Genomic DNA, 25,923 nt, shown 5'->3' with positions numbered 1-25,923 from the left:
GTCCGCCGGCACCGGGCAGGAAAGAAGGTGCGGAGCTGGTGGTGCGGTGAAGCGGGGGTGGGCTCGGCCCTTTCCGCGGACGGGACGCGGCCCGCACCGCGCCCCGCCAGCGTACCCCGGTCAAGGCAGCAGGTCGGCCAGCCTGCGGTAGGACTTCTCCGTGCGGGCCAGTACCTGGACGCAGACGTGGTCGGCGCCCGCGTCGAGGTGGGCCCGGATCCGGTCCGCGATCGCCTGTTCGCCCGTCACCACGATGGCGTCGACCAGGCGGTCGCTGCCACCGTCGGCCAGGTCGGCGTCGGTGAAGCCGAGCCGGCGCAGGTTTTCCTGGTGGTGGCGCGCGAGCCGCACGTACCCGTCGACGTGCTCCCGGGCCGCCTCGGGGGCCGCGTCGAGCAGCACCGCCTGCTCGACGGCGAGGTACTTGCCCGGTCCGAGCCGCTCGCGCGCCATCGCGGTGTGCTCCGGCGGGACGAAGTACGGGTGCGCGCCGTCGGCGCGTTCGGCCGCCAGGTCCAGCAGTTTCGGGCCCAGTGCCGCGAGCACCCGCCGCGGCCGCGGCGATGGCTGGGGCAGGCCCGGCAGCTCGGCCGCGTCCATCCCGTCGAGGTACTCGCGCAACGCCGTCAGCGGCCGCGCGCCCGGCCGGTGCCCGCCCAGCCCGGCGATGAACCGGCCCGGGTACGCCTCGCCCAGCGCCCGGATGGCGCCTTCCGCGGCGAGCGGGGAGCGCTGGTCGAACCGCGCGACCCCGGTGGCGACGGTGAGCCGGGAGGTCGCCGCGAGCAGCAGCGCCGCCTGGGTGAACGCCTCCCGGCCGGCGTACTCGCCGAACCAGATCGCGTCGAAGCCGAGTTCCTCCACCTCGGCGGCCGTTTCGCGGAGCGCGCCGATCGGGGCGCCGTCGAAGAACCGCCAGATCCCGACGCTCATCGGGTCACCTCCGGAGCCAGGGCGAGCAGGGTTTCCACAGTGGACTCGAACGAGGGCGCGGACGGCGTCAGCAGCACGTGGTCCGCGCCCGCGTCGAGCACCTCGCCGAGGCGTTTCGCGATGGTCGGGGCGTCGCCCCAGAGCACGAGGTCGTCGACGAACCGGTCGCTCGGCCCGGCGATGTCGGCATCGGTGTAGCCGAGCCGTTTCCAGCCCGCGAGGTAGACGGTGACGGAGTACTCGCGCGACTGCGCCACCCGGCGCCGGACGCTCTCGCGGGCGTCTTCGCGCGTGCCGAGCAGGACGGTCTGCTGGGGGATCAGCAGCTTGTCCGGCCCGAGGATTTCGCGGGCGTACGGCGTGTGCGAGACCGGCTGGGCGAACGGGTGCGCGCCGTCGGCGTGGTCGCGGGCGAGTTCCAGCATCTTCGGCCCGACGGCGGCCAGCACCCGGGGAAACGCCACCGGCGCGGGGTTTTCGGCCGCCGTGGCGTCCATTTCGGACAGATAGGCGCGCATCCGGTCGATCGGGCGGTACTCCTCGTCGAGCTTCGTGGCCTGGAACGCGTGCCCGACGCCGACGCCGAGCACGAACCGGCCCGGATGAAGCCGAGCGAGCGTCGCCCCGCCCTTGTACGCGGTCGTCCCGCGCCGCAGCCAGGTGTTCGCGATGCCGGTGCCGAGCACGACGTCCGGCACCGTGGCCAGGAGGTCGCCGAAGTGGGCGAACACCTCCCGCGTGCCGGGGCCTTCGCCGCTCCAGACCGAGCGGTAGCCGGCGTCGGCGAGCCGGCGCGTCGCCGTGCGTTCGACGTCCGGGGGTGGCTGCAGGGGCGCGCTCGGCAACCAGGCGCCGATCGCGCCGAGCCGGGCCCGGGTGTCTTCGATCAGGGTCATCCTCGAGTTCCCTCCAGTAAGCTGAGGCTGCCTCCGGTTAATATACGGAGGCAGCCTCCGATTGGCTACCCGGTATGGTCGGGAGTGCGATGACCGACGTCAAACCGATGCGTGCGGACGCCCGCCGCAACTACGAGCGCCTCCTCGAAGAGGCCCAGCGCGCCTTCGGCGAACACGGCGTCGAGGCGTCCCTGGAAGACATCGCGCGCCGCGCCGGCGTCGGCATCGGCACGCTGTACCGGCACTTCCCGACGCGGGACGCGCTGCTCGAGACGCTCCTGCGCGCCCGGTTCGACGAACAGGCCGAGCGGGCCCGCGAACTGCTCGACCACCCCGAGCCGCTGAACGCCCTGCAGACCTGGCTGGCCGGGCTCGGCGACGCCACGGGGACCTTCCGGGGCCTGGTCGAGCTCACCGCCGACGCGCTGAACGACGAAACATCCCGGTTGTACGAATCGTGCCACGGAATGCGCGAGCTCGGTTCCCAGCTGGTGGAACGGGCGAAGCGTGCGGGCGAACTGCGTCCGGACGTCACCGCGGAGGAGCTGCTTCTGTTGCTGCACGCCGCATCCTGGGCGGGCGGGCACCTGCCCGGCGAAGGGGGCATGCAACGGCTGCTGGCTCTTGTTTTCGAGGGATTACGGGCGAGTTAACGCCGGGGGACGCCAAGGGGCGCCACCGCGCGTTAAACTCCGGCTCGACCGGGGCACAACGACGTGCTTTGACCGTTTGTCGACACAGAGCGTCCTGGAAGTGACCAGATAGTGGGAGCCGCATCGTGAGCAAGCCCAATAAGCCCGTCGTCCTCATCGCGGAGAAGCTCGCCCCCTCCGTGCTGAGTGTCTTCGGTGACGAGGTGGAGGTCCGGCACGTCGACGGCACGGACCGGTCCGCGCTGCTCGAGGCGGTGAAGAGTGCCGACGCGCTCCTGGTCCGCTCCGCCACCCAGGTGAACGCCGAGGTGTTCGCGGCCACCACGCAGCTCAAGGTCGTCGCCCGCGCCGGCGTCGGCCTCGACAACGTCGAGGTGCCCGCCGCGACCGAACGCGGCGTCCTGGTGGTCAACGCGCCGACGTCGAACATCGTCTCCGCCGCCGAGCACGCCGTCGCCCTGCTGCTCTCGGTCGCGCGCCGCGTCCCGGCCGCCGACCAGAGCCTCCGCGGCGGCGAGTGGAAGCGCAGCTCGTTCTCCGGCGTCGAGCTCCAGGGCAAGACGATCGGTGTGGTCGGCCTCGGCAAGATCGGCCAGCTGTTCGCCCAGCGCCTCGCCGCGTTCGACACGAAGCTCATCGCCTACGACCCCTACGTCTCGGCCGCCCGCGCCGCGCAGCTGGGCATCGAGCTCGTCACCCTCGACGAGCTGCTGACCCGCGCCGACGCCATCTCCATCCACCTGCCGAAGACGCCGGAGACCAAGGGCCTCATCGACGCCGAGGCGCTGAAGAAGACCAAGCCGGGCGTCATCATCGTGAACGCGGCCCGCGGCGGGCTGATCGTCGAGCAGGACCTGGCCGACGCGCTGCGCTCCGGCCACGTCGGGGGCGCCGGCATCGACGTGTTCGAGTCCGAGCCGACGACGTCGAGCCCGCTGTTCGAGCTGGAGAACGTCGTCGTGACGCCGCACCTGGGCGCCTCCACGGCCGAGGCGCAGGACCGCGCGGGCACCGACGTCGCGAAGTCGGTGCTGCTGGCCCTGCGCGGCGACTTCGTCCCGGACGCGGTGAACGTCACCGGCGGCGGCGCGGTCGGCGAGCACGTCCGCCCGTACCTCTCGCTGGTGCAGAAGCTCGGCCAGCTGCTGACGGCGCTCAACCCGACGTCGCCGGCGACGGTGACCGTGCAGGTCAAGGGCGAGCTGACCAGCGAGGACACCGGCGTGCTGCAGCTGGCGGCGCTGCGCGGGGTGTTCACCGGCGTGGTCGAGGACCAGGTCACGTTCGTCAACGCGCCGCAGCTGGCGGAGAAGCTGGGCGTGCAGGTCGAGCTGGAGACCGAGCCGGAGAGCCCCAAGTTCCGCAGCCTGGTGACGGTGCGCGCGGTGCACGCCGACGGCTCGGTGCTGACCGTGTCCGGTTCGGTCACCGGCCTCGACGAGGTCGAGAAGCTGGTCGAGGTCAACGGCCGCGGCTTCGACCTGCGGGCCGAAGGCACCGTGCTGCTGGTCGAGTACCCGGACCGCCCGGGCGTGATGGGCCGGGTCGGGACGCTGCTGGGCGAGGCGGGCATCAACATCGAGGCCGCGCAGATCAGCCAGACCACCGACGGTTCCGACGCGGTGATGCTGCTGCGCGTCGACCGCCACATCGACGCGCACCTGCTGGAGCCGATCGGCGCTTCGGTCGGGGCGCACACGATCCGCGCCGTCGACTTCAACTGACGTAACCCTTTCGAAGGCCCCCTGTCACCCGGCAGGGGGCCTTCGTGCGCAATCACAACTACATAACGGAGTCCTTTGCCTACCTAAGTAGGTGTTTTGGGGCATTAAGTTCTCTGCGCGAGGTCGAACCACGCGCCGTCGAGGGCACGGCGCTTTGCCGCGCTTCACCGTCGGGGGTGTCCGGAGCGGCAGGCAGGTTCGGGTCCAGACCTCGAGTAAGGGGCCGACTCATGAGCAGATCCCGCCTCCCCGCGCGCGCCACGACGGCGGCCTTCGCCGTCGTTCTGGCGGCCGCGCTCGGGGCGCCGGTCGCGAACGCAGCCGATGTGCCGCTCGCCGACGGCGTCGCACCCGCCAAGATCGACGACGCGAAACTGCAGGGGAAGCTGTCGCCGCGTCTGGGGGCCGCGCAGGGCCGGGTCACCGCGTTCGTCGAGCTGGCGAAGAAGCCGGCCGTCGACGCGTTCACCGCCACGGAGCCGCAGGGCAAGGAACAGGCCAAGCGGGCCGCCAAGGCCGCCAAGGCCGACACCGCCGCCGCCGTCGACTCCGTCGTCGGCCAGCTGCGCGCGGCCGACGCCAAGCCGCAGGTCGTCACCCAGACCGCCAATGCCGTCCCCGGCGTGGTCGTCACCGCCGACGCCGCGAAGCTGCGCGAGGTCGCGAAGCGGGCGGACGTCGTCGCGGTGCGCACGGTCGTGCCGAAGACCCGCACCAACGCCAGCGCCGAGCAGCTGACCAACACCCTCGCCGCCTGGCAGCAGACCGGCAAGTTCGGCGACGGCGTCCGCGTCGGCGTCATCGACGACGGCATCGACTACACCCACGCCGACTTCGGCGGCCCCGGCACGCAGGCCGCCTACAAGAGCGTCGATTCCACCAAGCCGACCCCGCTCTTCCCGAGCGCCAAGGTCGTCGGCGGCACCGACCTCGTCGGCGACGACTACGACGCCGCCACGGCCGGCAAGACCACCCCGAAGCCGGACCCGAACCCGCTGGCCTGCGGTGAGCACGGCACGCACGTCGCCGGCACCATCGGCGGCTTCGGCGTCACCGCCGACGGCAAGACCTTCAAGGGCGACTACAAGAAGCTCGACGCCAAGAAGGTCGACGCGATGCAGATCGGCCCGGGCACGGCGCCGAAGTCGCTGCTGTACGCGATCAAGGTGTTCGGCTGCACGGGCTCGACGAACGTCACCTCGCAGGCGCTGGACTGGGCACTCGACCCGGACGGCGACGGCGACTTCACCGACCACCTCGACATCGTCAACCTCTCGCTCGGCTCCGACTTCGGCGCGCCGGACGACCCGGACTCGCTGTTCGTGCGCAAGCTCGCCGCGAACAACGTCCTCCCGGTGATCTCCGCGGGCAACGGCGGCGACATCAACGACATCGCCGGCTCCCCGGGCAACACCCCCGAGGCGCTCACCGTCGCCAGCACGCGCGACGCGGGCATCCTGCGCGACGCCGCCGAGGTCAAGGCCCCGGCGGCCGCCGCGGGCCAGAAGACCGGCCAGTACAGCCAGAACTACACCGGCTACGACACCCTCGACCTGACCGCGCCGGTCGTCGCCCTGTCGGCGGCGAACGCGGCGGGCTGCGGGCCGTACTCCGCCGAGGACAAGGCGAAGGCCGCCGGCAAGTTCGTCTGGCTGGAGTGGGACGACAACGACTCGACCCGCGCCTGCGGATCGGCCGCCCGTGCCAACAACGCGCAGACCGCCGGGGCGAAGGGCGCGCTCCTTTCGTCCACTTTGGAGCACTTCAGCGCGGGCATCGCGGGCAACGCGGCGATCCCGGTGTTCCAGTTCACCGGGTCCGCCACCAAGACGCTGCGCGCGGCGCTGACCGCGGGCACGCTGCAGGTCCGGCTGTTCGGCGCCGGCCGCGCCTCGATCCAGACCTTCGACAAGACGATCGTGGACACCCCGAGCTCGTTCACCTCGCGCGGCACCCGCGGCCCGGCCGTCAAGCCGGACGTCGCCGCGCCCGGTGACACGATCACCTCGGCGTTCCGCGGCAGCGGCAACGGCCGGACCGTGCTCTCGGGCACGTCGATGGCCGCGCCGCACACCGCGGGCATCACCGCGCTGATCCGCCAGTCGCACCCGGACTGGTCGGTCGAGGAGGTCAAGGCGTCGGTCATCGACACCGCTGGCCACGACGTCGGCGACGGCGCGGGCCACACCTACGCGCCGCAGCGCGTCGGCAGCGGCCGGATCGACGCGAAGGCCGCGCTGGACAACCAGGTGCTCGCCTACGTCGTCGACGACCCGGGCGCGGTCAGCGTCAGCTTCGGCACGGTCGAGGCTTCGGGGCCGGTGACGCTGTCGAAGACGATCAAGCTCGTCAACAAGGGCGTCACCCCGGCCGAGTACTCCGTCGCCTACCAGGCGGTCAACGCGCTGCCGGGCGTCGAGTACACAGTGGACAAGCCGTCGGTGAAGCTGACCCCGCGCGGCACCGCCAAGGTGAAGGTGACGCTGAAGATCACCGACCCCAAGGCGCTGCGCAAGGTCATGGACCCGACCATGGCGGCCACCCAGGCCGGCCTGGCGCGCCAGTTCGTCGCGGACGCCTCCGGGCGCGTCGCCTTCACGCCGGTGAGCGGCGCCAAGGTGCCGCTGCGGGTGTCGGTCTACTCCGCGCCGAAACCGGTGTCGGCGATTTCGACGCCGCCGTCGGTGAAGTTCGGCCCCGACGCGACCCAGGCCGTGCTGAACCTGACCGGCAAGGGCGTCGACCAGGGTGCCGGCGCGCAGCGGTACCGCTCGCTGATCAGCGTGCTCGAGCTGCAGGCGGAGTCCCCGCAGCTGCCCGAGTGCGACGCGGGCGTGGTCACCGACTGCACGCTGAACAAGACGGCCAAGGGCGGCGACCTCCGCTACATCGGCGCGGCCTCCACCGCTCCGCTGGCGAAGGCGCAGGGCGAGCCGGAGAACGCGATCCTCGCGTTCGGCCTGTCCACCTGGGGTGACTGGGCGAACATCGGCAGCAACACCTCGCCGTTCGTCGACATCGACACGACCGGGGACGGGCAGCCGGACTTCGAGACCTACGTGACCAAGGCGACGTCGACCGACGTGCTCCTGGCCACCACGGTCGCGCTGACCCCGGGCTTCCCGACCGTCGACGTCCAGGCGGTCAACGGCCAGCTCGGCGACGTCGACACCAACGTGTTCGACACGAACGTGATCACGTTGCCGGTCTCGCTGGCCGCGCTGGGCATCGACGCGAACGCCGACAGCCACCGCATCTCCTACACGGTGGGCGTCAGCGGGTTCTACGTGGCGCCGGGCACGACGAACGGGCTGATCGACTACGTCGGCACGCCGCTTTCGTTCGACGCGCTCGCGCCGGGCTACGCGGTGCAGGGCGGCGGCGACGCCGCGCTGGGCTACGTCGCGAAGCCGGGCACGGCGCTGGTCGTGACCCGGAACGCGGCCTCGGCCGCGGCCGACAACGCCCTCGGGCTGCTGGCCATCGAGCACCACAACGCCGCGGGCAACCGCGCGAACGTGGTCAAGGTGGACACCGCGCAGGGCGCCCGGCCGGGGAACGAGCGTCAGCCGATCGGGGCTGGTCGCGGCTGACCTGCGGCAAGATCGATTTGTGCAGGACCAGGGGCGCCTCCGGCGGATTTCCGCCGGGGGCGCCCCGCCTGCATTCACCCGATTGGGTGTCTCACCCCGTGGGAGGATGCGGCATAAGGGTGGTGCGGCTACGGCGGTTTGTCTACGGCCGGTAACCTTCCGGCTGCTGGCGTTTTGTTGCGGTGGGCCATCGGTGCGGCCGGTGGTCCGGTCGACGGAGGTGTGTGGATGCGGCTCGCGGTGATCCCAGGAGACGGGATCGGGCCCGAGGTGGTCTCCGAGGCGCTGAAGGTGCTCGGCGAGGTAGTACCGACGGCGGAGATCACGAACTACGACCTCGGCGCGGCGCGATGGCACTCGACCGGTGAGCTGCTCCCGGAGTCGGTCCTCGGCGAGCTCCGCCAGCACGACGCGATCCTGCTGGGCGCGGTCGGCGACCCGACGGTGCCGAGCGGCATCCTCGAGCGCGGCCTGCTGCTGCGCCTGCGGTTCGAGATGGACCACCACGTCAACCTGCGTCCGGCGCGGCTCTACCCGGGCGTCCGTGGCCCGCTGGCCGACGCGGGCGACGTCGACATGGTCGTCGTGCGCGAAGGCACCGAAGGCCCGTACGCGGGAACCGGTGGCCTGCTGCGCAAGGACACCGAGCACGAGATCGCGACCGAGGTCAGCGTCAACACGGCGTTCGGCATCCGGCGCGTGGTCGCGGACGCGTTCAACCGCGCCGAGGCCCGCCCGCGCAAGCACCTGACGCTGGTGCACAAGACCAACGTGCTCGAGTACGCGGGCTCGCTGTGGTCGCGGATCGTGGAAGAGGTCTCGCTGGAGCACCCGGAGGTGACGGTCGCGTACTCCCACGTGGACGCGGCGACCATCCACCTGGTGACGGACCCGTCCCGGTTCGACGTGATCGTGACGGACAACCTGTTCGGCGACATCATCACCGACCTGGCGGCGGCGGTCACCGGCGGCATCGGCCTGGCGGCGAGCGGCAACCTCGACATCACGCGGCGGAACCCGAGCATGTTCGAGCCCGTGCACGGTTCGGCGCCGGACATCGCGGGGCAGGGCCTGGCGGACCCGACGGCGGCGGTGCTTTCGGTGGCGCTGCTGCTGGACCACCTGGGGCAGAAGGAAGCGGCCCGGCGGATCGAGGCGTCGGTGGCCTTCGATCTGGCCACGCGGGACCAGTCTTCGCCGGGGGCCACGCAGGCGATCGGCGACCGGCTGGCGGCGCTGGTTTCGTCGAACGTGCGGACGGCCGGCTGAGGTTTCTCGGGAATGCCCCGCGCCCTCGTGGTGCGGGGCTTTTTCGTGCCTGTCGGGTGCCGTGACTTCGGTGGGGTGGAGTTTCTTGCCTCGGTTGGGGTTCCGGGTGGTTTTCGGGGTTTGTGTCCGGCGATCGGTTGGAGTTTTCGATTCGGGGGTGCTTGGCGCCTAAGGGGCTCGTGCCCGTCGCTCGGCTGAGCCTTCGGTTCGGAGAGCTTCGCGCGCTGGTGGCGCTGGGTTTTTGTGCCCGACGGGCGGCTCCTCCGGGCCGCTGCCGCGATCTTGTCCACAACGCTGCCGGGCTGTGGAGAACTGCTCGTCCGAGCGGCTTTTCGGCCGGTTCCGTCGGTGGGCGGCGATAGACTGGACCGGGGTCAGCCCCCAGGGATGGGTGGGGCTTGTCGTGTGGGGTGGGCGGGCCCTTTTCAGTCAGGTGGCTCACCGGCGTGCTCGGCAGGCTGCCGGTATGACCCGCACCCCGCCCAGACCCCCGCCGCCCCGATCCGAAGCCAGAACGCGGCCGGTAGTGCCGGGTCAAGGCACGCTTTCCCGCCTTGACGCGGTGCTGCCGGCCGTAGTCACAATTCCGGCTTCGGGGTGGTGGGTGCCCGGCTCTGGTTACGCGGTGGTGGGGTGCCGACCTTGCTCGCTGGCCGAGGAGACCCGGCACCACCCAGGACAGCTGCACCTTCGGCCGCCGAGCCCTCGGCTCCGAATCCCCAGATGACCTACGACTTGCCGGACCTGGCCAGGGACGGGTGGGGTTTGGGGGCGATTCGGCCCGCTTCCAGCGAACCTTTCCCGGCCCGGCCGGAAAGACCGCGAAGAGAGGGTCGCCGCAGCGTGTTCCCGGATTGTGGGAGGTTGGCCCAGCTCCTGGACTTCCTCCGAACCGCTGTGGCATGATGCGACCGTGACCAGCTTCGCGATCATTATCGACGAGCGCGCCGGACGATAGCTCCACAAGAGCCCCCGGCGCGCAACCTCTCGCACCCATGCGGGAGGTTTTTTTGTTGCCTTGAAACGCTAGGAGAAGACCGTGACCCGCAAGGAGCCCGCCGATACCCCGCTCGGCGACGCCTTCCACCTCTACGACACCACCCTCCGCGACGGTGCTCAGCGGGAGGGCATCTCCTACTCCGTCCAGGACAAGCTCGCCGTCGCGCGGTTGCTGGACGAGCTGGGGGTCGGGTTCATCGAGGGCGGCTGGCCCGGGGCGCTCCCCAAGGACACCGAATTCTTCGCCCGCGCCGCGAAAGGCGAACTGAAGCTCCGCCACGCCGCCCTCGTCGCGTTCGGCGCGACCCGCAAGGCCGGCACCACCGCCGACGCCGATCCGCAGGTGCGGGCTCTGCTCGACAGCGAAGCGCCGGTCGTCACGCTCGTCGCCAAGTCCGACCTGCGGCACATCGAACGCGCCCTGCGCGTCGACGTCGACGAGGCCTGCGCCATGGTCAGGGACACCGTGGAATTCCTCACCGGGGAAGGCCGCCGGGTCTTCCTCGACGCCGAACACTTCTTCGACGGCTACGCGCATTCCCCCGAGACCTCGCTCAGGGTCCTCGACGCCGCCGCCCACGCGGGTGCCGACGTCCTCGTGCTCTGCGACACCAACGGCGGGCAGCTTCCGCTCGGGCTCGCCGAGACCGTGCGGGAAATCAAGGAGAAGACCGGATTCCGGCTCGGGATCCACTGTCAGGACGACACTTCCTGCGCCGTGGCGAACTCCGTCGCCGCGGTGCAGGCCGGCGTGACGCACGTCCAGTGCACCGCCAACGGTTACGGGGAGCGGGCCGGCAACGCCGACCTCTTCGCCGTGACGGGAAACCTGGTGACCAAGCTCGGCCTCGACGTCCTCCCGACCGGAGGCGCCGCCGAGCTCACCCGGGTCTCCCATGCCCTTGCCGAAATCGCCAACCTCGCCCCCTACACCCACCAGGCTTACGTAGGGGCGTCGGCCTTCGCCCACAAGGCGGGGCTGCACGCGAGCGCGATCAAGGTGGATCCGTTGCTGTACAACCACATCGATCCGTCTTCCGTCGGCAACGACATGCGGGTACTGGTCACCGAGATGGCCGGCAGGGCCAGCCTCGAGCTCAAGGGACGTGAGCTCGGGGTCGACCTTGCCGGCCGGCCCGAAGCGCTGACGAGCGCCATCACGAAGGTCAAGCGCCTCGAAGCCGAAGGCTGGTCCTTCGAGGCCGCCGACGCCTCCCTGGAACTCCTGCTGCGTCAGGAAGCCGACGTCCCCGCCGAAGCGCCGTTCCGGCTCGAGTCCTACCGCGTGGTCCTCGACCACCGCCCGGACGGCGAGGTGATGGCCGAGGCGACGGTCAAGGTGCACGTCGGCGGCCAGCGCGTCATCGCCACCGCCGAGGGCATCGGACCGGTGCACGCCCTCGACGCCGCCCTGCGGAAGGCCCTGAGCCCGCACCTGTCCTGGTTGGACAGTGTGGAGCTGGCCGACTACAAGGTGCGCATCCTCCAGGGCCACCCCGGCACCGACGCGGTGACGCGCGTCCTGGTCGAGAGCACCGACGGCGAGCGCGAGTGGACCACCGTCGGCGTGCACGGCAACATCGTCGAGGCCAGCTGGCTGGCCCTCTGCGACGCGCTGGTGCACAAGAGCACGACCGTGGCATGAGTCACGGGCCGGGCGCACGTAGACTTGCTGCGTGCGCCTAGCCCGTATTGCTCATCCCGGTGGTGTCGCGTTCGCCTCGATCGAAGGCGACGGCGACGACGCCCAGGTCCTCGAAATCGCCGAACACCCCTTCGGCCAGCCGAACTTCACCGGCAAGCGGTGGCCGCTGGCCGACGTCCGGCTGCTCGCGCCGATCCTGCCGTCGAAGGTGATCGCCGTCGGCCGCAACTACGCCAAGCACGCGGCCGAGTTCGGCAACGAGGTGCCCAGCGACCCCATGCTGTTCCTCAAGCCGTCGACCACGGTCATCGGCCCCCACGCCGCCATCCGGCGTCCGTCCGGCATCGGCCGCGTCGACTTCGAGGGCGAGCTGGCCATCGTCATCGGGCAGCCGGTGAAGAACGTGCCGGCCGCCCGCGCCGCGAGCGTCATCCTCGGCTACACGATCGCCAACGACGTCAGCGCCCGCGACCTCCAGAAGTCCGACGGCCAGTGGGGCCGCGCCAAGGGCTTCGACACCTTCTGCCCGATCGGGCCGTGGATCGAGACCTCGATCGACGCCTCAGACCTCGCCCTGAAGGCCGAGGTCGACGGCGAGCTCAAGCAGGACGGCCGTACTTCGGACCTCGTCCACAAGATCCCCGAGCTGGTCGAGTTCATTTCCGGCGTGATGACGCTCCTGCCCGGCGACATCATCCTCACCGGCACACCCGAGGGCGTCGGCCCGATCGAGGGCGGCCAGAGCGTCTCGATCACCATCGAAGGCATCGGCACCCTGACCAACCCGGTCGAAAACGTCTAACCCCGCGCCACCGGCTCCATCGGCCGCCGGGCGAACGCCGGAGCGTGCTCCGGCCGCAGCCCGAGGCCGAGGAGCCGGGCCGGGAAGTACGACAGCCGCGGGAACCGCGCGAACAGCTTGATCATCGGTTCCGGAGGGCCGTTGCGCTTGCCGTTCATCACGCCGCGCACCACGGTCCGGTGCATCAGGCGCTGCAGCCCCTGCACCATCAGCGTCGGCGCGAGCCGCCGCGCGCGCACCTTCGCCAGCTCGGCCTCCGTCGGGCGGCCCCGGCGCAGCGGCTCGGCCAGCAGCGTCGCCGCCGCGACCGCGTCCTGCACCGCCAGGTTGATGCCCACGCCGCCGATCGGCGACATCGCGTGCGCCGCGTCGCCGATGCACAGCAGCCCGTCGACGTGCCACCGGCGCAGCAGGTTGAGCCGCACGTCGAGGAACTTGACGTCGTCCATCGTCTTCAGCTCGTGCACGCGGTCGGTGAACTCCGGGCAGATCTGCGACACGTTCTCCCGGAACGCCTCGATGCCTTGCGTGCGCAGGTCGTCGCCCTTCGGCGCGAGGTAGGCGACCTGGTAGAAGTCCGGCCGGGGGAGCGGCACCGCGAAGCGGCGGTCCCGCATCTTCGGCAGCAGCATGCCGCCTTCCTCGGCCTCGCCGCGCGAGAGCCGGAACCACCAGACGTCGAACGGGCAGTCGTACTCCCGCGGCACCAGCCCGGCCTCACGGCGGGCCAGCGACCAGCGGCCGTCGGCGGCGATCACCAGGTCGGCGCGGATTTCGCCGGTCTCCCCGGCGCTCGTGCGGTAGGTGATGCCGGCGACCCGGCCGTGCTCGCGGACCAGGCCGGTGCACTCGGTCTCCATGCGCTGGACGAACGTCGGCTCCTTGCGCGCGCTTTCGGCGAGCAGGTCGAGGAAGTCCCACTGCGGCACCATCGCGATGTACGGGTGGGCCACCTTGAGCCGGGTGAAGTCCGCCAGCTTCATCATTTCGCCGTCTTCCTGGGGGAACCCGGCCGAGCGCAGCTCGCTGTGCGGCAGCGCGTGGAACTTCTCGCCGAGACCCAGTTCGTCGAGCAGCGTCAGCGTCGACGGGTGGACCGTGTCCCCGCGGAAGTCGCGGAGGAAATCGGCGTGCTTCTCGAGCACCGTCACTTCGACGCCGGCCCGGGCCAGCAGCAGCCCCGTGACCATCCCGGCCGGCCCGCCACCGATGACGACGCAGGTCGTGCGCTCGGTCATCTCGACCATCTCCCTTATTCATCGCTTGTTGAATAAGTTGAGGATGCACCCGCGTGGCACCGGCGTCAAGGGGTGTGACCGGAGATACGCTGATCGGGCGACGGCCACGTCGCCGCGCGGCGGTTGCCGAAAACCGTCCAAACGCGACAGTCGGTCGACGGTGTTCCGGCCGCGCGCCGCTCCGGCGGCGGGATGCGGAGATGCCCTTGTGGACGGAGTGAATTCCCAAGCAGGACAAGGGGTTTCGCTGAGGAATCGATTTCCGCGGCGGAGGGGACGGCCCGGGCGGCGCGCGCGGCCGGATAACCGAATGGGGACGGTTCGCCAACTGGGAGTAGAGCCGGTGCGCCGGAACAGGCGAGCGGCAATCACCTCTTTGGCAGCGTCGCGAACGCAGCGGTTGCCCTAGCCTCACTGGGTGGATTTCGCCCTGGCACCCCGGACCCCTTCGCGAACCGCCCCGCCCGCCGCGGCGGCGTCCGAGCCCTGGGCGCCGCCCGAGCTCCGGCTGGTGTGCCTGGACATCGACGACACCCTCATCGACTGCACGGCCGCGATCCGCCGGAGCCTCCACATCCTCACCGGCCGGGGTGACCTGTGGCCGCTCTGGGACGTCATCACCGAGGAGCACGTCGCCCTCGTCGTGGCGGGCGAGCTCGACTACGCGACGATGCACCAGCGGCGCACCGACTGCTTCCTCGCCGAAATCGGCATCTGCGCCGACGCCGAGCAGGTGAGTTCGTTCGAACGTCGCCGAAGAGAGCTGCTCGACCACTCCTGGCAGCTGTTCGACGACGTCCTCGACTGCCTGGAGTGGCTGCGCGCCGCCGGCCTGATGCTGGCGGCGGTGACGAACGCCTCGGGGGTCCACCAGCGGAAGAAGATCGCGGACCTGGGACTGGCGCCGTTCTTCGACCACGTCGCCATCGCCGGTGAGCTCGGGGTGGCCAAGCCCGACCCGGTGATGTTCCACACGGTGTGCCTCGGCCTGGGCTGCGCGCCGGCCCAGGCGGTCCACGTGGGGGACAAGCTGGACACCGACGCGATCGGCGCCCGCGACGCGGGCCTGGGCGCGGTCTGGCTCGACCGCGACCGCATCGGCGAGCGCGCCCCGGACGGCGTCCACACGGTGGCCCGCCTCGCCGAGCTGCCTGAGCTGCTGGTTTCGGAGTACGCGACGATCGGCGTCCCGGCCCAGCGCGGCAGTGGCACCCCCGCGTTCACGGTCCGGAACGGCGTGCTCTAGTATTTCTCCTCGTGCGGTGCTGAACCGGCCAGCCGGAGCAGTACCTCACTGGGGTATGGTGTAATTGGCAGCACGACTGGTTCTGGTCCAGTTAGTCTAGGTTCGAGTCCTGGTACCCCAGCTGCGGAGAGTGACCCCCCTGCAAAGCGGGAAATCGCTTCTGGTAGGTTCTCTCCAGCAAGAAAAACAGAAAAGCCCCTGGGAAACCAGGGAAGATCCTAAGCCCCCGTCGTCTAGCGGCCTAGGACGCCGGCCTCTCACGCCGGTAGCGTGGGTTCGAATCCCATCGGGGGTACCAGCAGTAACCGAGCCCGTCTGACCCAGGTCAGGCGGGTTTTTTGGTGCGCGGGAGGGGCGGCCGAGGGTTACGCTCGCTGCCGTCTCCGGCAGCTGATCCCTCAGCAGGCCCGGCTGTGATCGTCACCTCATACGTCGACGCGATCGATCGGCAGACCACGTCGAGGTCAGGTTTTCCCGGACTTCCGTTTGGCGGTCTTCTGGGCCTTCGGCTTGGCGGCGGCCTTCTTGCCGGGCTTCCACAGGCTGCGTACTTCCTTGTCGACCTTTCGCAGCCAGGCGAGCAAACCGAGGACCGCGGCGCCGATGCTGCTAGCCACGCCGGTGATGATCTTCCAGTTGTCCGCTGCCGCCTGCCAGAACCCGGAGCCCGTCCCCTGGCCGCCAGGCGGCACGGTGGGTGGCGGCGTCGATACCGCGGCGGCTGAGACCGACGGAGGCGCTGACGGGGAGGGTGACGACGGATCGGTTATGCCGACATCGGTCAAGTAGGTGAGCACCTGTTCCGTCGGGTAGTCGTCGACGGACCTGCCCGCGGTTCTGACCACGGCCGGCTGAAGCTCCAGACGCAGTTGGCGGGCGCCGGCGGTGCTCGCGTTCACCGACCAGGTCCAGTTGAGGAACCCGGCCGGGTTGAACTCGCGGAACGTCCACGTCGGCGGGTCGACCGTCATCGACCCGTCCGCGACCAGGCGCGCGCTCAACGCACACTTCACCTCGATCGCGGCGCCTGCCGGGTCCGGGCCGGGAACGACCTGTGCCACCGGTACGGGAAAATCCCTGACGTCCACCGCGGCGAGGTAAACCTGCGGCACCCCCTTTTCCAAGGCGAGCTTCCGGGGATAAGCCACCTGAGCGGCTCGCCAATGAGCAGCGCCGAGCTCACATTCGTCGATGAAATCGGCAAGGGACCTCGACACCGGCGCGCTCGAGGTCCCGGGTGCGGGTCTCGGTGCGGTGGAATGCGGCATCGCCGGCGCGGTGGACTCGGGCAAAGTACTCGCGTACTGGGTCGACGGGACCTGGGACGTCGGGGAACCCAGGTACGTGTGCTCGCGCGTGGTAACCAAGAAACTCAGCAGCGAGAGCGCTCCGAGTCCGCACCACGCTCCTGCCAAGATCCATCCCGAGCGTCGTTTCACGAACCGCGGTGGTTTGTTGTCGTCGAGGTCACTCATTCCGCTTCATCCCGCCTGCTTGCGCTTACTTCCGGACTCGCGCGCAGAGCGGGATTTGTTACTGCGAGGATCCGAATACCATCGGATGGCGGTGCTTCCCGATTCCTACAAACTCGGGCGCTGCTGGTAGATCGCCACGCCGATCCGGCTGCTCACCTCGTCGAGGTTGTCCGCCGCTGCCTTGATCGCGGCCGCGTCCGTGCCGGTGAGGGTGGTGCGCAACGCGTCGATGGCCTGGCGGGCCTCGCCCTGCATCGCGAACGGGAACTTGCCGCCGTGCTCGACGATGAAGGCCTCGAGCTGGTAGATCGATGTCTCGGCCCGGTTGCGCAGCTCCGCTTCCTCGCGGCGGCGGCGGTCCTCCTCGGTCCAGCGCCGGGCGTCGCGGACCATGCGGCCGATCTCGTCGCGAGACAGGCCCACGCCGCCCGAAATGGCCAGTGACTGTTCGCTGCCCGTGCCGAGGTCGCGGGCCGACACGTGCATCACGCCGTTGGGGTCGAGGTCGAACGTCACCTCGAACTGGGGGACGCCGCGGGGTGCCGGGGGCAGGCCGGTCAGCTCGAACGTGCCCAGGTGCCGGTTCTCCTTCGCGATCTCGCGCTCGCCCTGGTACACGCTGACCTGGATGGACGGCTGGTTGTCCTCGGCCGTGGTGAAGATCTCCGAACGCTTGCACGGCAAGGCGGTGTTGCGCGGGATGAGCCTCGTGAACACCCCGCCCTTGGTCTCGATGCCGAGCGAAACGGGGGTCACGTCGAGCAGGAGCGTGTCCTGCACCTCGCCGCGCAGCACCCCCGCCTGCAGGGCGGCGCCGGCGGCGACGATCTCGTTGGAACTGAACCGCTGCTTCGGCGTGGCCCCGTCCAGCAGCTCGCGGACGAGCGCGAGGAACGCCGGCATCCGCGCGGCGCCGCCGGCGAACAGGACGTGGTCGATCTGCGCCGCGGTGATGCCCGCCTCGCGGAGGACGTCGGTGACCGGTCCGCGGACGCGGTCGAGCAGGTCCGCGGTGATGCTTTCGAGCTCGGCGCGGGTGAGGGCCTCGTCGAGGTGCAACGGCTCCTTCTCGGCGCTCACCGTGATGTAGGGCAGGGCGATCGTCGTGCGCTGCACGCTGGACAACGCGATCTTGGCCTGCTCCGCGGCCTCCCGGAGCCGTTGCAGCGCCATCCGGTCGGCCCGGAGGTCGATGCCCCGCGCGCGCCGGAACCGGGCCGCGATGTGGTCGACGATCCGCTGGTCCCAGTCGTCGCCGCCGAGTTCGTTGTCGCCGCTGGTCGCCCTGACCTCGAAGATGCCCATGCCGCACTCCAGCAGCGAGACGTCGAACGTGCCGCCGCCCAGGTCGCAGACGAGCACCGTGACGTCGTCGTCGGTGGTGCCCAGCCCGGAGGCCAGCGCCGCCGCGGTCGGTTCGCTGAGCAGCCGCAGGACGTTCAGCCCGGCGATCTCGGCGGCTTCCTTCGTGGCTTGCCGCTGGTGGTCGGTGAAGTAGGCGGGCACGGTCAGCACGACGTCGGTGATCCGCGCGTTCAGCCCGGCTTCGGCGTCGTGTTTGAGCTTCGCCAGGACGCGGGCGGCGATCTCCTGCGCCGTGTACCGCCGCCCGTCGACCGGCGGCGACTTCCAGTCCGTCCCGATGCGCCGCTTGATCGAGCGGAACGTCCGGTCCGCGTTCGTCACCGCCTGGTTCTTCGCCGACTGCCCGACGAAGACTTCGCCCGACTTCGCGAACGCGACGACCGACGGCGTCGTCGGCGTTCCTTCGGCGTTGGGCACCAGGAACGGGCTGCGGTTCTCGAGCGTGGCGAGGGCGGAGTTCGTGGTGCCGAAGTCGATGCCGACCGACGTCAGCTGCCGCCGCGGCGGCTCGTCGGCCTTCGGCTGCTCCGGTTCCGGCGGCCGGGCGGGCTGTTCCGGGGCGGCCGGCTGCTCGCGGAGCTCCCGGAGCGCTTCGGCCGCCTTGCTCGCCAGGGATCGGCTGTCGTCGTCGGTGAGCTCGGTCAGCGCCTCGAGCGCCGCGCGGGCCAGCCGCGGCTCGTCGCCCTTGACCAGCGTGACGAGCATGCCGATCGCTTCCGCCCGGTCCTGCGGCAGGGGTTCCCGCAGGGCGCGGGCCACCGCGGGCGGGAGAACGGTGTGCGGGCCCGCCGTCCAGGCGGCGTTGCGGGCGAGCGCGAGGTCGTCCACGGTGCCGCCGCCACGGCGTTGCGGCTTCGGCAGCCCGCGGGCGTGTAAGGCGCGGAGCAGGTGGCGGTAGATCTGCGCGAGGGTGAGCAGTTCGGGGCCGTCGGTCAGGCCGTCGCCGAGGAGCCGCAGGAGTTCGCCGGTGAACGCGGTGTGGGTCGCGCCGGTCGGGGCGTTGGCGGTTTCGTTGGCCGCGGCCGACGTGAGCGTGTAGCGCCCGGGGATGTCGATCTGCCCGGACACGACGGAACCGGGATCGGCCATCGCCTCGATGGCGCGGCCGGAGAAGCAGCAGTCGAGGATCAGGATGTTGTGGATCGCCGGGCTTTCGCGGAAGATCCGGTCGATCATGGTGAGCGGCATCGCCGAATAGGCGACGCGCTGGGCCCGGGTCGAAGACAGCCCGAGGTACAGCGCGCCGTCGGCGTCGACCAGACCGTGCCCGGCGTAGTAGACGAGGAGGGTGTCCTCGGCCTGCTCGGCGATCTCGGCCATCCGGGAACCGAGCTGGTGGCTGTTGGCCGGGTCGGTGATCACCGTGCAGTGCCGCGACGAGAACCCACCCAGGCCCTCGCGGGTGAGGTGGTCGGCGAGCCCGCTGACGTTGCCCAGCACCCCGGGCAGGTCCGGCAGGTTGTCGTCGTCGGGGTAGCGAGCGGTGCCGACGAGGATGACGCGAGACCGCCCCGGATCGGGCAGGCGCACCGGCTACCTCTCCCGCTCGGCGTCGAGAACGCTCTTGATCACGGCTTCGGCGTCCTCCACGCGCTGGGCCGTGACCTTCACCGAGCGGGCGCCGTCCCCGTCCGTGGTGATCTCGATCGTGGTGTCCGAGCGCTGCTGCCGGAGCCAGACCGACAGCGACCGGGCGAGCACCGCCGCCGCGCCCCCGCCGCCGAGCGCCACGGTGAGCACGTCCGCCACCGCGCCCATCTCGTCCGGCGCCGGGGCGGCACCGGTCAGCTCGAGCCGCCCGCGCAGCTCGTTTTCGGCCCTCAGCCAGGTCAGCAGCGGGCGGAGCCTGTCGCGGGAGTCCCCCGCGGTCACCCGAATCCGTGCCTGCATCCGCGCTCCTCCACCCCGAACCCCGGCTACCCACTCAATCGTAGGACGTGGTGGCTTCGCTACACGTGATTTGCCGCCGGCCCGGGCCCGCCGCGGCCGGTGGCGGCGCGGGCGGGCGGCCAACCTGTCCACTGTGGACGCCAGGCGGGGCTTGACACCTGCCGCCGGTCATTCATACATTCGGTGTCTCTTTGTATGAATGACGGGAGTTGATCCGCATGCGGCTCGGCAAGACCGCCGTCGTCCTCGGAGGCAGCGCCGCCGGTTTGTGCGCGGCCGGAGCCCTCGCCCCGCACTTCGACCGCGTGCTGGTGCTGGAACGCGACGAACTGCCCGACGGGGCCGAGCACCGCCGTGGCGTCCCGCAGAGCAAGCACCCGCACTTCCTGCTCAACTCGGGCCGGCGCGCGATCGGCGCGCTGTTCCCGGGGTTCGAAGACGACCTCATCGCGGCGGGCGGGCTGTTGCTGATGCCCTCCATGGACGCCGCCTACCTCGACGGGCCGGGCTGGTCCGCCCGCAAGCGCAGCGCCATGACGATGGTCTACGGCTCGCGGATCCTGATCGAACGCGTGCTGCGGGACAAGGTGCGCGAGCTGGCCAACGTCGTGGTCCGCGAAGGGGTCTCCGTGCGCGGCCTCACCACCGCCGACGGGGAAATCACCGGCGTCGGCTTCAGCGCCGACGGCGGCGACGAGCACGTCGACGCCGACTTCGTCGTGGACGCCATGGGCCGCGGGTCCCCGGTCGCCGGCTGGCTGGCCGCGGCCGGCTGGCCGGAACCGGAAGTGCAGACGCTCGACGCCAAGGTCACCTACACCTCGCGCTGGTACGACCTGCCCGCCGAACGCCCGGCTTCCTGGTGGTGGCAGCACCTGGTGATCATGCCGACGCCGGACAGGGGCGAGCACCCGGCCGAGCACGAGTTCCTGGTCAACTTCTTCCCGATCGAGGGCAACCGCGTCATCGCCTGCATGGGCTCGTGGGGCCTGGAGATGCCCAGCACCACCGACGCGTTCGTCGAGACGGCACGCCGGGTGCGGACGCCGTTGTTCGCGGCCGCCATGGACCGGTGCGCGCCCGCCTCGCCGGTCCACCTCACCCGGTCGACCGGCAACAAGTGGCGCCGCTACGACCGCCTCCGCACGCGGGCGCGGCGGCTGGTCTTCGTCGGCGACTCGATCTGCGCGTTCAACCCCTTCTACGCCCAGGGCATCAGTTCCGCGTCGGCTTCGGCCCTGCTGCTGCGCGAGCACCTGTCCCGCGCGGACCGGCTCGACGCGAAGTTCTCCGCCCGGTTCTTCGCCGCGCAACGCCGATTGCTGCGCGTGCCGTGGCGCCTGGCGATGGCCCGGGACCAGGGCTACGCGTGCGCGGTCGGCACCGAGCGGCTGCCGGAGTGGCGGCGCCGCCTCGTCGAGGCCGCATCGGCCCCGGCGTTCAGCCTCGTCGTCGGCGCCGCGCGCGAGGACCCGGTGGTCGACGAGCACTTCGCCAAGGTGTTCAACCTGGACGAGTCGCTGGGCCGGATGCTGCGCAACCCGCGCGTGCTCGCGGGTCTGGTGCGCTACCGCGTCCGCGCCGCACTGGGCCGGCACCGGGTGCCGTTCGGGTTCGACCCCCAGGCCGAACCGCCGGCCACGGACTACTCGGCGGCGACGGCGACCGCGCGATGAGCACGGCGTGCGGGCCGGACGCCGAAGCCGTCACCCGCGGTCTCGGCTTCGACTGCCACGACGTCTCGCCGGTGGTTTCGGTCCGGCCGCCGTGGGCGCTCGCCCACTGGACGATGCCGCTGCTGGAAGTGCTGATCGTCGGCGGCGCGGTGTTCGCGCTGGTGCACGCACTCCGCCGCCGCCGCGAAGGCGATCCGGTGAACCTGGCGCTGTGGTGGGCTTCGCTGGTCTACCTCTTCGTCACCGAGCCGCCGCTGTACTTCCCGGAGTGGTTCGGGCTCGACCGGCTGTACGGCTTCATCTTCGCCCACAACCGGTTCACCGTGCAGTTCATGGCGGACCGGCTGCCGCTCTACATCGTGGCGTTCTACCCGGTGATCAGCCAGCTCGCCTACGAGGTCGTGCGCTCGCTCGGGCTCTTCCGGCGCGGGGCGCTGCGGGGTTCGGTGGCCGTGGCCTTCGTGCTGCAGGTGTTCTACGAAGTCTTCGACCACGTCGGCCCGCAGCTGAAGTGGTGGGCGTGGAACCCGGGCAACACGGTGGTCAACCACCCGGCGCTGGCGTCGGTGCCGGTGAACAGCATGCTGCTGTTCGCTTCCGTTTCGATGGCCGCGATGACCTACCTGGTGGTGCGCCTGACGGGCGGCCCGCCGCGGCGCGGGCTGACCTGGCGCATCCTGCTGGCCGGCGTCCTCACCCCGCCGACCATGGCGATCGCGGGCATCCCGTCGGGTTTCGCCGGTGACGACATCACCGCGCGCGCGTGGATCCTCGGCGTCGAACTGGGCCTGCTGTGGCTCGCCGGCGCCTGGATCGTCGTGGCGCACTTGCGTTCCGGGGAACCGGGCGAGCCGCTGTCGGCCTTCGCGCGGTACTGCCCCGCCTGCTACCTGGGCGGGATGGCGGTGTGCTGGCTCGGGGCGCTGCCGGGCTATTTGACCGCGAAGGACGGCGTCACCGCGGACGGCACCCCGATCGGCAGCGGGCCGTACGCGCTCGCCTGTTTCGCCGCGGCCGGCCTGCTGCTGGTGGCGCTGTACCGGCGCGACCGCGCCCCTGTCCCGGGCTGAGCGCTCCGCTCGGGGAAGATGGCGGTATGGGGCACCACGGATGGCAGGGCAACCCGCCCGGCACCGAAGACGAGGCACGCCGCCGGATCGTCGAAGCGGCGACGGCGTGCCTCGACCGGGCGGGGCTGGCCAAGACGAGCCTCTCCGACGTCGCCGCCGAGGCGGGCGTCACCCGGCAGACCGTCTACCGTTACTTCCCGGGCCTGAAGGACATCCTGCGCGCGGTGGCGCTGGCCGGGGTCGAGGAGTTCGCCGGGCGGATGGAGCGGCACCTGGCCGCGTTCGGCACGGCGGCCGAAGCCGCGGTGGAATCGGTGGTGTTCGCGGTGCGGACGTTGCCCGGGGAACCCCACATGGGCCTGCTCCTGCAGGCGGGCGAAGCGGACTTCTTCACCGACGGCGTCATCTCGCCGCTGGCGTTTTCCTACGGCGCGCGGATCCTCCGCAACCTGCCGGTGGACTGGGCGGCCGCCGGGATCGCGACCGAAGACGAGCTCCAGGGCCTCGCCGAGGTCCTGATGCGGTTGTTCCTGTCGTTCCTGCAGTACCCCTCGACGCCGCCGCTCACCGATGACGAGCTGCGGGCCCTGGTCCGGCGCTGGATCGGGCCGGCGCTGCGCGGGTGAGGTTTCGCGGAAACATCGCGGAATGCGCTGACAATTCATGACAACGCGGGCGGTGTGATGGCTCCCACCGCCCGCCGCAAAAGCCGACGGCGGTGGCGGGGGTGTTCAGCCCCGGCCACCGCCGCTGCGGTGATCTCTCCCCAGTGATCTCCCGGCCACCGCGTTACTTCTTGGCGGCGGCGACCTTCTTGCGCGGAGCACGCTTGCGCGGCGGCGCGGCGGGCGCCTCGGCCTCTTCGACCTGGGCCTGCTCGTAGGCCGAGATCACCTCGGAGGACAGCCGGCCCCGTTCGGAGACCTCGTAGCCGTTCGCGTTGGCCCAAGCGCGGATCTGCTGGTTGCGCTCGCGGTCGGTCGTGCTGGTCGTGGTCGACTGCCCGGTGGCGACGCGGACCTTGCGGCCGCCGATGCGCCGGCCGGCCGCGACGTAGCGGGCCAGTTCGTCGCGCAGGGCGGTGGCGTTCTCGTCCGAAAGGTCGATTTCGTAGGTGACGCCGTCGAGGCCGAACTGAACGGTCTGGGCGGCGGTGGTGCCGTCGATGTCGTCCAGGATCTCGACGAGGACTTTCTGGGCCACGTGAATGCTCCTCAGCTGGATGTGCGTCCGGGGGGAACGACGTGTGACAAGTTGCACAATGGTCGGCGTTCTTCGGTGGAGTGTATCCACCCGAGGAGTCCTACGGCAATTTCCGTCTCGTTTAGCCGGAACGACGGCGGCCCGGGGTGGTCCTGATAGGACCGGCCGCCGCCGTTCCGGCCGGTCGTGGCTTTCGCCCGGCAGCGGTGGCGGAAGCGGCAATACCGGCGGAAATGCCGCCGGGAATCTACGTTCCGGACGGCGTGGAGCCCTGCTCGCCGTGGTGGTACGGCGGATCCGTGGCGAGCGCCTCGTCGGCGGCCCCTTCGGCGGGATCGGCCAGGTGCGCCTCCGCGGCGGCTTCTTTCGCCTCTTTGATGAGCTGCCGGCTGTGGGCGAGGTCCCCTTCGGGCCGGTTTTCGTTCTCCGTCATCGCGACTCCTTGCCGTCGGATTGCGTTCCGTGTTCGTCGGCTACCCGCGAAGCACCGAACGCAACCGCCGGGGGGTGAAAGGGGCGTTCACCCCAACGTGTGGCGGAGGTGAATTCTTCGGGGGACGGCGGGGGATCGGGTGAGAGGTCACCGGGACCGGTTCCGTGGAGGCGGGGGAATCGGCGGGGAATCGGCGGTGGGTGGTTCCGAGGGCGACGGCCTGGGTGCCGTGGTTCCGAGGGGCGACGGTCTGGGTGCGGTGGACGGCGGTCAAGCCGCCGCTGAGTGGATCAGGCTGGTCGGCGGCCTTCCGGGCCCGGGGTGGCTGACCGGCAAGCCCTGCGGGATCTCAGCCCGGTTTGCTTGCCACGCCGTTCGCCGCGGGCGCTCGCCGGTCCGGGCCGGAACGCTGGTGGTGTGGCTCGCGGCGGTCTCTGCCGCTCTCGCCGGAAGGCTCCGGTGTGGCGCGGCGGTCTCTGCCGACCGTGCCCGGCTGCTGGTGGGTGCGGCTGCGGTGGTTCCTGAGACTCCTGCCCGGATTGCCGGTGCGTGGCCAGCCGGTGGTAGCTGCTGCTCCTGCCTGGATTGCCGGTGCGTGAGCCCGCGGGGATCTCCGCCGCCCTCGCCCGGAAGGCCCCGGTGTGGCGCGGCGGTCTCTGCCGCTCTCGCCCGGAAGGCCGGTGGCGTGGGCGGCGGTCCCTGTGACTCCCGCCCGGACTGCCGGTGTGCGGCCGGCGGCACGCTCCCCGCCGCTTCCGCCCGAAACGCCGGAAGGGCCCCGCACCAGGCAGGTGCGGGGCCCTTCCGATCGTCGCCGGGGGTGTTACTTCTTCTTGGCGGCGGAGGTGCGCTTGGCCGGGGCCTTGGCGGCGGCCGGCTTCTTCGCCGCGGCGGTCTTGGTCGCGGCCGGCTTGGCGGCGGCGGTCTTCGCCCGCGTGGTGGTCGCCTTCGCCGTGGTGGCCTTGGCCGCCGTGGTCTTCGCCGCGGCCGCCTTCGGGGCGGCCTTGGTGGCGGTGGTGGCCTTGGCGGCCGGCTTCGCCGCGGTGGCGCGGGTCCGCGTGGTCGTCGAACGCGTGGTGGCCGGCTTGGCCGCCGCCGCGCGCGTGGTGCGGGTGGTGGTGGCCTTGGCCGGAGCCGCCGCGGCCGCCGTCTTGGTGGCGGTGGCGCGGGTCGACGTGGTGGCGGTGGCGCGCTTGACCGGGGTCGCCTTCGGGAGCTTCTTGGTGCCGGAGATGACGTCCTTGAAGGTGGTGCCGGCGCGGAAGGCGGGCACGTTGGTCTTCTTGACGCGGACGGCCTCACCGGTGCGCGGGTTGCGGGCGGTGCGAGCGGCGCGGGCGCGCTTCTCGAACACCCCGAAGCCGGTGATGTTGACCTTTTCGCCCTTGTTGACCGTCCGGATGATGATGTCCACCAGACCGTCCACGGCCTGCGAAGCCACCTTCTTGTCGCCCAGACGCTCCGACAGCGCCTCGATCAGCTGGGCCTTGTTCGTCATTCCAGTCCTCCATAGTGGAACTACTAGTCACGGCCCATCTCGGCCGACACTGCACACGGTATTACCAATACCGCACAAAATCCAACCGGGGGTCGAAATATTTCCTTGTGCGGGGGCGGGTTCCGCCGCCGGAGAGCCCCTCGCCGGACGCCGCCCGGCGCGCGGGCCGGACTCCCGGCATGCCCCTGAGCAGGCAAAACCCGGTGCGAGTGCCGTCCACAGTGGTCGTCCATATAGGACCCGAGGCCCTTCCGGAGAACTTTTCGCGCGACACGCCGGAGCGGGGTGTCGCGGCGTGTGGCCGAGCCCACCCGG

The 25,923-nt window shown here is 71.0% G+C and carries 18 protein-coding genes, 2 tRNA genes and 2 pseudogenes; 12 read left to right on the top strand and 10 right to left on the bottom strand.

Annotated features, from left to right (window positions below):
* Positions 1 to 120: 120 nt before the first annotated feature.
* On the bottom strand, positions 121 to 933 hold the full coding sequence (locus ACWED2_RS31870) for a TIGR03620 family F420-dependent LLM class oxidoreductase (protein ID WP_449694201.1): 813 nt from the start codon (positions 931 to 933) through the stop codon (positions 121 to 123).
* On the bottom strand, positions 930 to 1,829 hold the full coding sequence (locus ACWED2_RS31865) for a TIGR03620 family F420-dependent LLM class oxidoreductase (protein WP_449694200.1): 900 nt from the start codon (positions 1,827 to 1,829) through the stop codon (positions 930 to 932). The genes ACWED2_RS31870 and ACWED2_RS31865 overlap by 4 nt, the downstream gene beginning before the upstream one ends.
* Before the next feature lie 89 nt (positions 1,830 to 1,918).
* On the opposite strand from ACWED2_RS31865, the gene ACWED2_RS31860 reads away from it, so the two are divergent.
* The 6 genes from ACWED2_RS31860 (at position 1,919) to ACWED2_RS31835 (ending at position 12,514) form a co-directional block, all read left to right on the top strand.
* Positions 1,919 to 2,482 carry a TetR/AcrR family transcriptional regulator gene (locus tag ACWED2_RS31860; RefSeq protein ID WP_449694199.1) on the top strand — a complete coding sequence of 188 codons (564 nt, stop codon included), beginning with the start codon at positions 1,919 to 1,921 and terminating at the stop codon, positions 2,480 to 2,482.
* A 125-nt stretch (positions 2,483 to 2,607) separates the two neighbouring features.
* The gene (serA, locus tag ACWED2_RS31855; protein WP_449694198.1) at positions 2,608 to 4,206 is read left to right on the top strand and encodes a phosphoglycerate dehydrogenase; all 1,599 of its coding nucleotides are present in this window, start codon (positions 2,608 to 2,610) and stop codon (positions 4,204 to 4,206) included.
* A gap of 230 nt (positions 4,207 to 4,436) precedes the next feature.
* Entirely contained in the window at positions 4,437 to 7,799 is a 3,363-nt protein-coding gene (locus ACWED2_RS31850; RefSeq protein WP_449694197.1) for a S8 family serine peptidase, read from the top strand.
* A 228-nt stretch (positions 7,800 to 8,027) separates the two neighbouring features.
* Positions 8,028 to 9,068, top strand: coding sequence for a 3-isopropylmalate dehydrogenase (locus ACWED2_RS31845; protein ID WP_003080722.1), 1,041 nt, complete (start codon positions 8,028 to 8,030; stop codon positions 9,066 to 9,068).
* 1,039 nt (positions 9,069 to 10,107) lie between these two features.
* Positions 10,108 to 11,712 carry a citramalate synthase gene (gene cimA / locus ACWED2_RS31840; protein WP_449694196.1) on the top strand — a complete coding sequence of 535 codons (1,605 nt, stop codon included), beginning with the start codon at positions 10,108 to 10,110 and terminating at the stop codon, positions 11,710 to 11,712.
* Positions 11,713 to 11,743: 31 nt separating this feature from the next.
* Positions 11,744 to 12,514: a fumarylacetoacetate hydrolase family protein gene (locus ACWED2_RS31835; RefSeq protein ID WP_449694195.1), complete on the top strand. Its 771-nt coding sequence runs from the start codon at positions 11,744 to 11,746 to the stop codon at positions 12,512 to 12,514.
* Here the strand turns inward: ACWED2_RS31835 and ACWED2_RS31830 are convergent.
* Positions 12,511 to 13,761, bottom strand: a complete 1,251-nt coding sequence (locus ACWED2_RS31830; RefSeq protein WP_449694194.1) for an FAD-dependent oxidoreductase — start codon at positions 13,759 to 13,761, stop codon at positions 12,511 to 12,513. The genes ACWED2_RS31835 and ACWED2_RS31830 overlap by 4 nt on opposite strands.
* 502 nt (positions 13,762 to 14,263) lie before the next feature.
* On the opposite strand from ACWED2_RS31830, the gene ACWED2_RS31825 reads away from it, so the two are divergent.
* From ACWED2_RS31825 to ACWED2_RS31815, 3 genes are all read left to right on the top strand, one after another.
* Positions 14,264 to 14,998 (top strand): HAD family hydrolase, encoded by a 735-nt coding sequence (locus tag ACWED2_RS31825; protein ID WP_449694249.1) that lies wholly within the window; start codon positions 14,264 to 14,266, stop codon positions 14,996 to 14,998.
* 49 nt (positions 14,999 to 15,047) lie between these two features.
* Positions 15,048 to 15,119: transfer RNA gene (locus tag ACWED2_RS31820), tRNA-Gln, on the top strand.
* A 101-nt stretch (positions 15,120 to 15,220) separates the two neighbouring features.
* A tRNA-Glu gene (locus tag ACWED2_RS31815) sits at positions 15,221 to 15,296 on the top strand.
* A 166-nt stretch (positions 15,297 to 15,462) separates the two neighbouring features.
* On the opposite strand, the gene ACWED2_RS31810 is transcribed toward ACWED2_RS31815, so the two are convergent.
* The 4 genes and pseudogenes from ACWED2_RS31810 to ACWED2_RS31795 form a co-directional block, all read right to left on the bottom strand.
* A complete protein-coding gene (locus ACWED2_RS31810; RefSeq protein ID WP_449694193.1) occupies positions 15,463 to 16,473 on the bottom strand; it encodes a hypothetical protein in 1,011 nt (336 codons plus the stop codon).
* A 126-nt stretch (positions 16,474 to 16,599) separates the two neighbouring features.
* Positions 16,600 to 18,330: pseudogene (gene dnaK, locus ACWED2_RS31805) on the bottom strand (molecular chaperone DnaK); the annotation flags it as partial.
* A gap of 384 nt (positions 18,331 to 18,714) precedes the next feature.
* Positions 18,715 to 19,368 (bottom strand): annotated as a pseudogene (locus ACWED2_RS31800) (caspase family protein); the annotation flags it as partial.
* Positions 19,369 to 19,371: 3 nt separating this feature from the next.
* A complete protein-coding gene (locus tag ACWED2_RS31795) occupies positions 19,372 to 19,728 on the bottom strand; it encodes an effector-associated constant component EACC1 (protein WP_449694192.1) in 357 nt (118 codons plus the stop codon).
* Positions 19,729 to 19,946: 218 nt separating this feature from the next.
* Between ACWED2_RS31795 and ACWED2_RS31790 the strand changes: the two genes are divergently transcribed.
* From ACWED2_RS31790 to ACWED2_RS31780, 3 genes are read left to right on the top strand one after another with little or no spacing between them, the layout of a single operon-like run.
* Entirely contained in the window at positions 19,947 to 21,404 is a 1,458-nt protein-coding gene (locus ACWED2_RS31790; RefSeq protein ID WP_449694191.1) for an FAD-dependent monooxygenase, read from the top strand.
* A complete protein-coding gene (locus tag ACWED2_RS31785; RefSeq protein WP_449694190.1) occupies positions 21,401 to 22,474 on the top strand; it encodes a hypothetical protein in 1,074 nt (357 codons plus the stop codon). Before ACWED2_RS31790 ends, ACWED2_RS31785 begins: the two co-directional genes overlap by 4 nt.
* Before the next feature lie 26 nt (positions 22,475 to 22,500).
* Positions 22,501 to 23,100, top strand: a complete 600-nt coding sequence (locus ACWED2_RS31780; RefSeq protein WP_449694189.1) for a TetR/AcrR family transcriptional regulator — start codon at positions 22,501 to 22,503, stop codon at positions 23,098 to 23,100.
* Between the two features lie 163 nt (positions 23,101 to 23,263).
* Here the strand turns inward: ACWED2_RS31780 and ACWED2_RS31775 are convergent, their stop codons facing one another.
* From ACWED2_RS31775 to ACWED2_RS31765, 3 genes are all read right to left on the bottom strand, one after another.
* Positions 23,264 to 23,677, bottom strand: coding sequence for a histone-like nucleoid-structuring protein Lsr2 (locus tag ACWED2_RS31775; RefSeq protein ID WP_449694188.1), 414 nt, complete (start codon positions 23,675 to 23,677; stop codon positions 23,264 to 23,266).
* Positions 23,678 to 23,924: 247 nt separating this feature from the next.
* Positions 23,925 to 24,110 carry a hypothetical protein gene (locus tag ACWED2_RS31770; RefSeq protein WP_449694187.1) on the bottom strand — a complete coding sequence of 62 codons (186 nt, stop codon included), beginning with the start codon at positions 24,108 to 24,110 and terminating at the stop codon, positions 23,925 to 23,927.
* A gap of 823 nt (positions 24,111 to 24,933) precedes the next feature.
* Entirely contained in the window at positions 24,934 to 25,608 is a 675-nt protein-coding gene (locus tag ACWED2_RS31765) for an HU family DNA-binding protein (protein ID WP_449694186.1), read from the bottom strand.
* Between the last annotated feature and the right edge of the window lie 315 nt (positions 25,609 to 25,923).

Source organism: Amycolatopsis sp. NPDC005003 (genome assembly GCF_053600695.1).
Note: the sequence above shows the minus strand (reverse complement) of the source record. Positions and strands in the feature narration are given on the sequence as shown.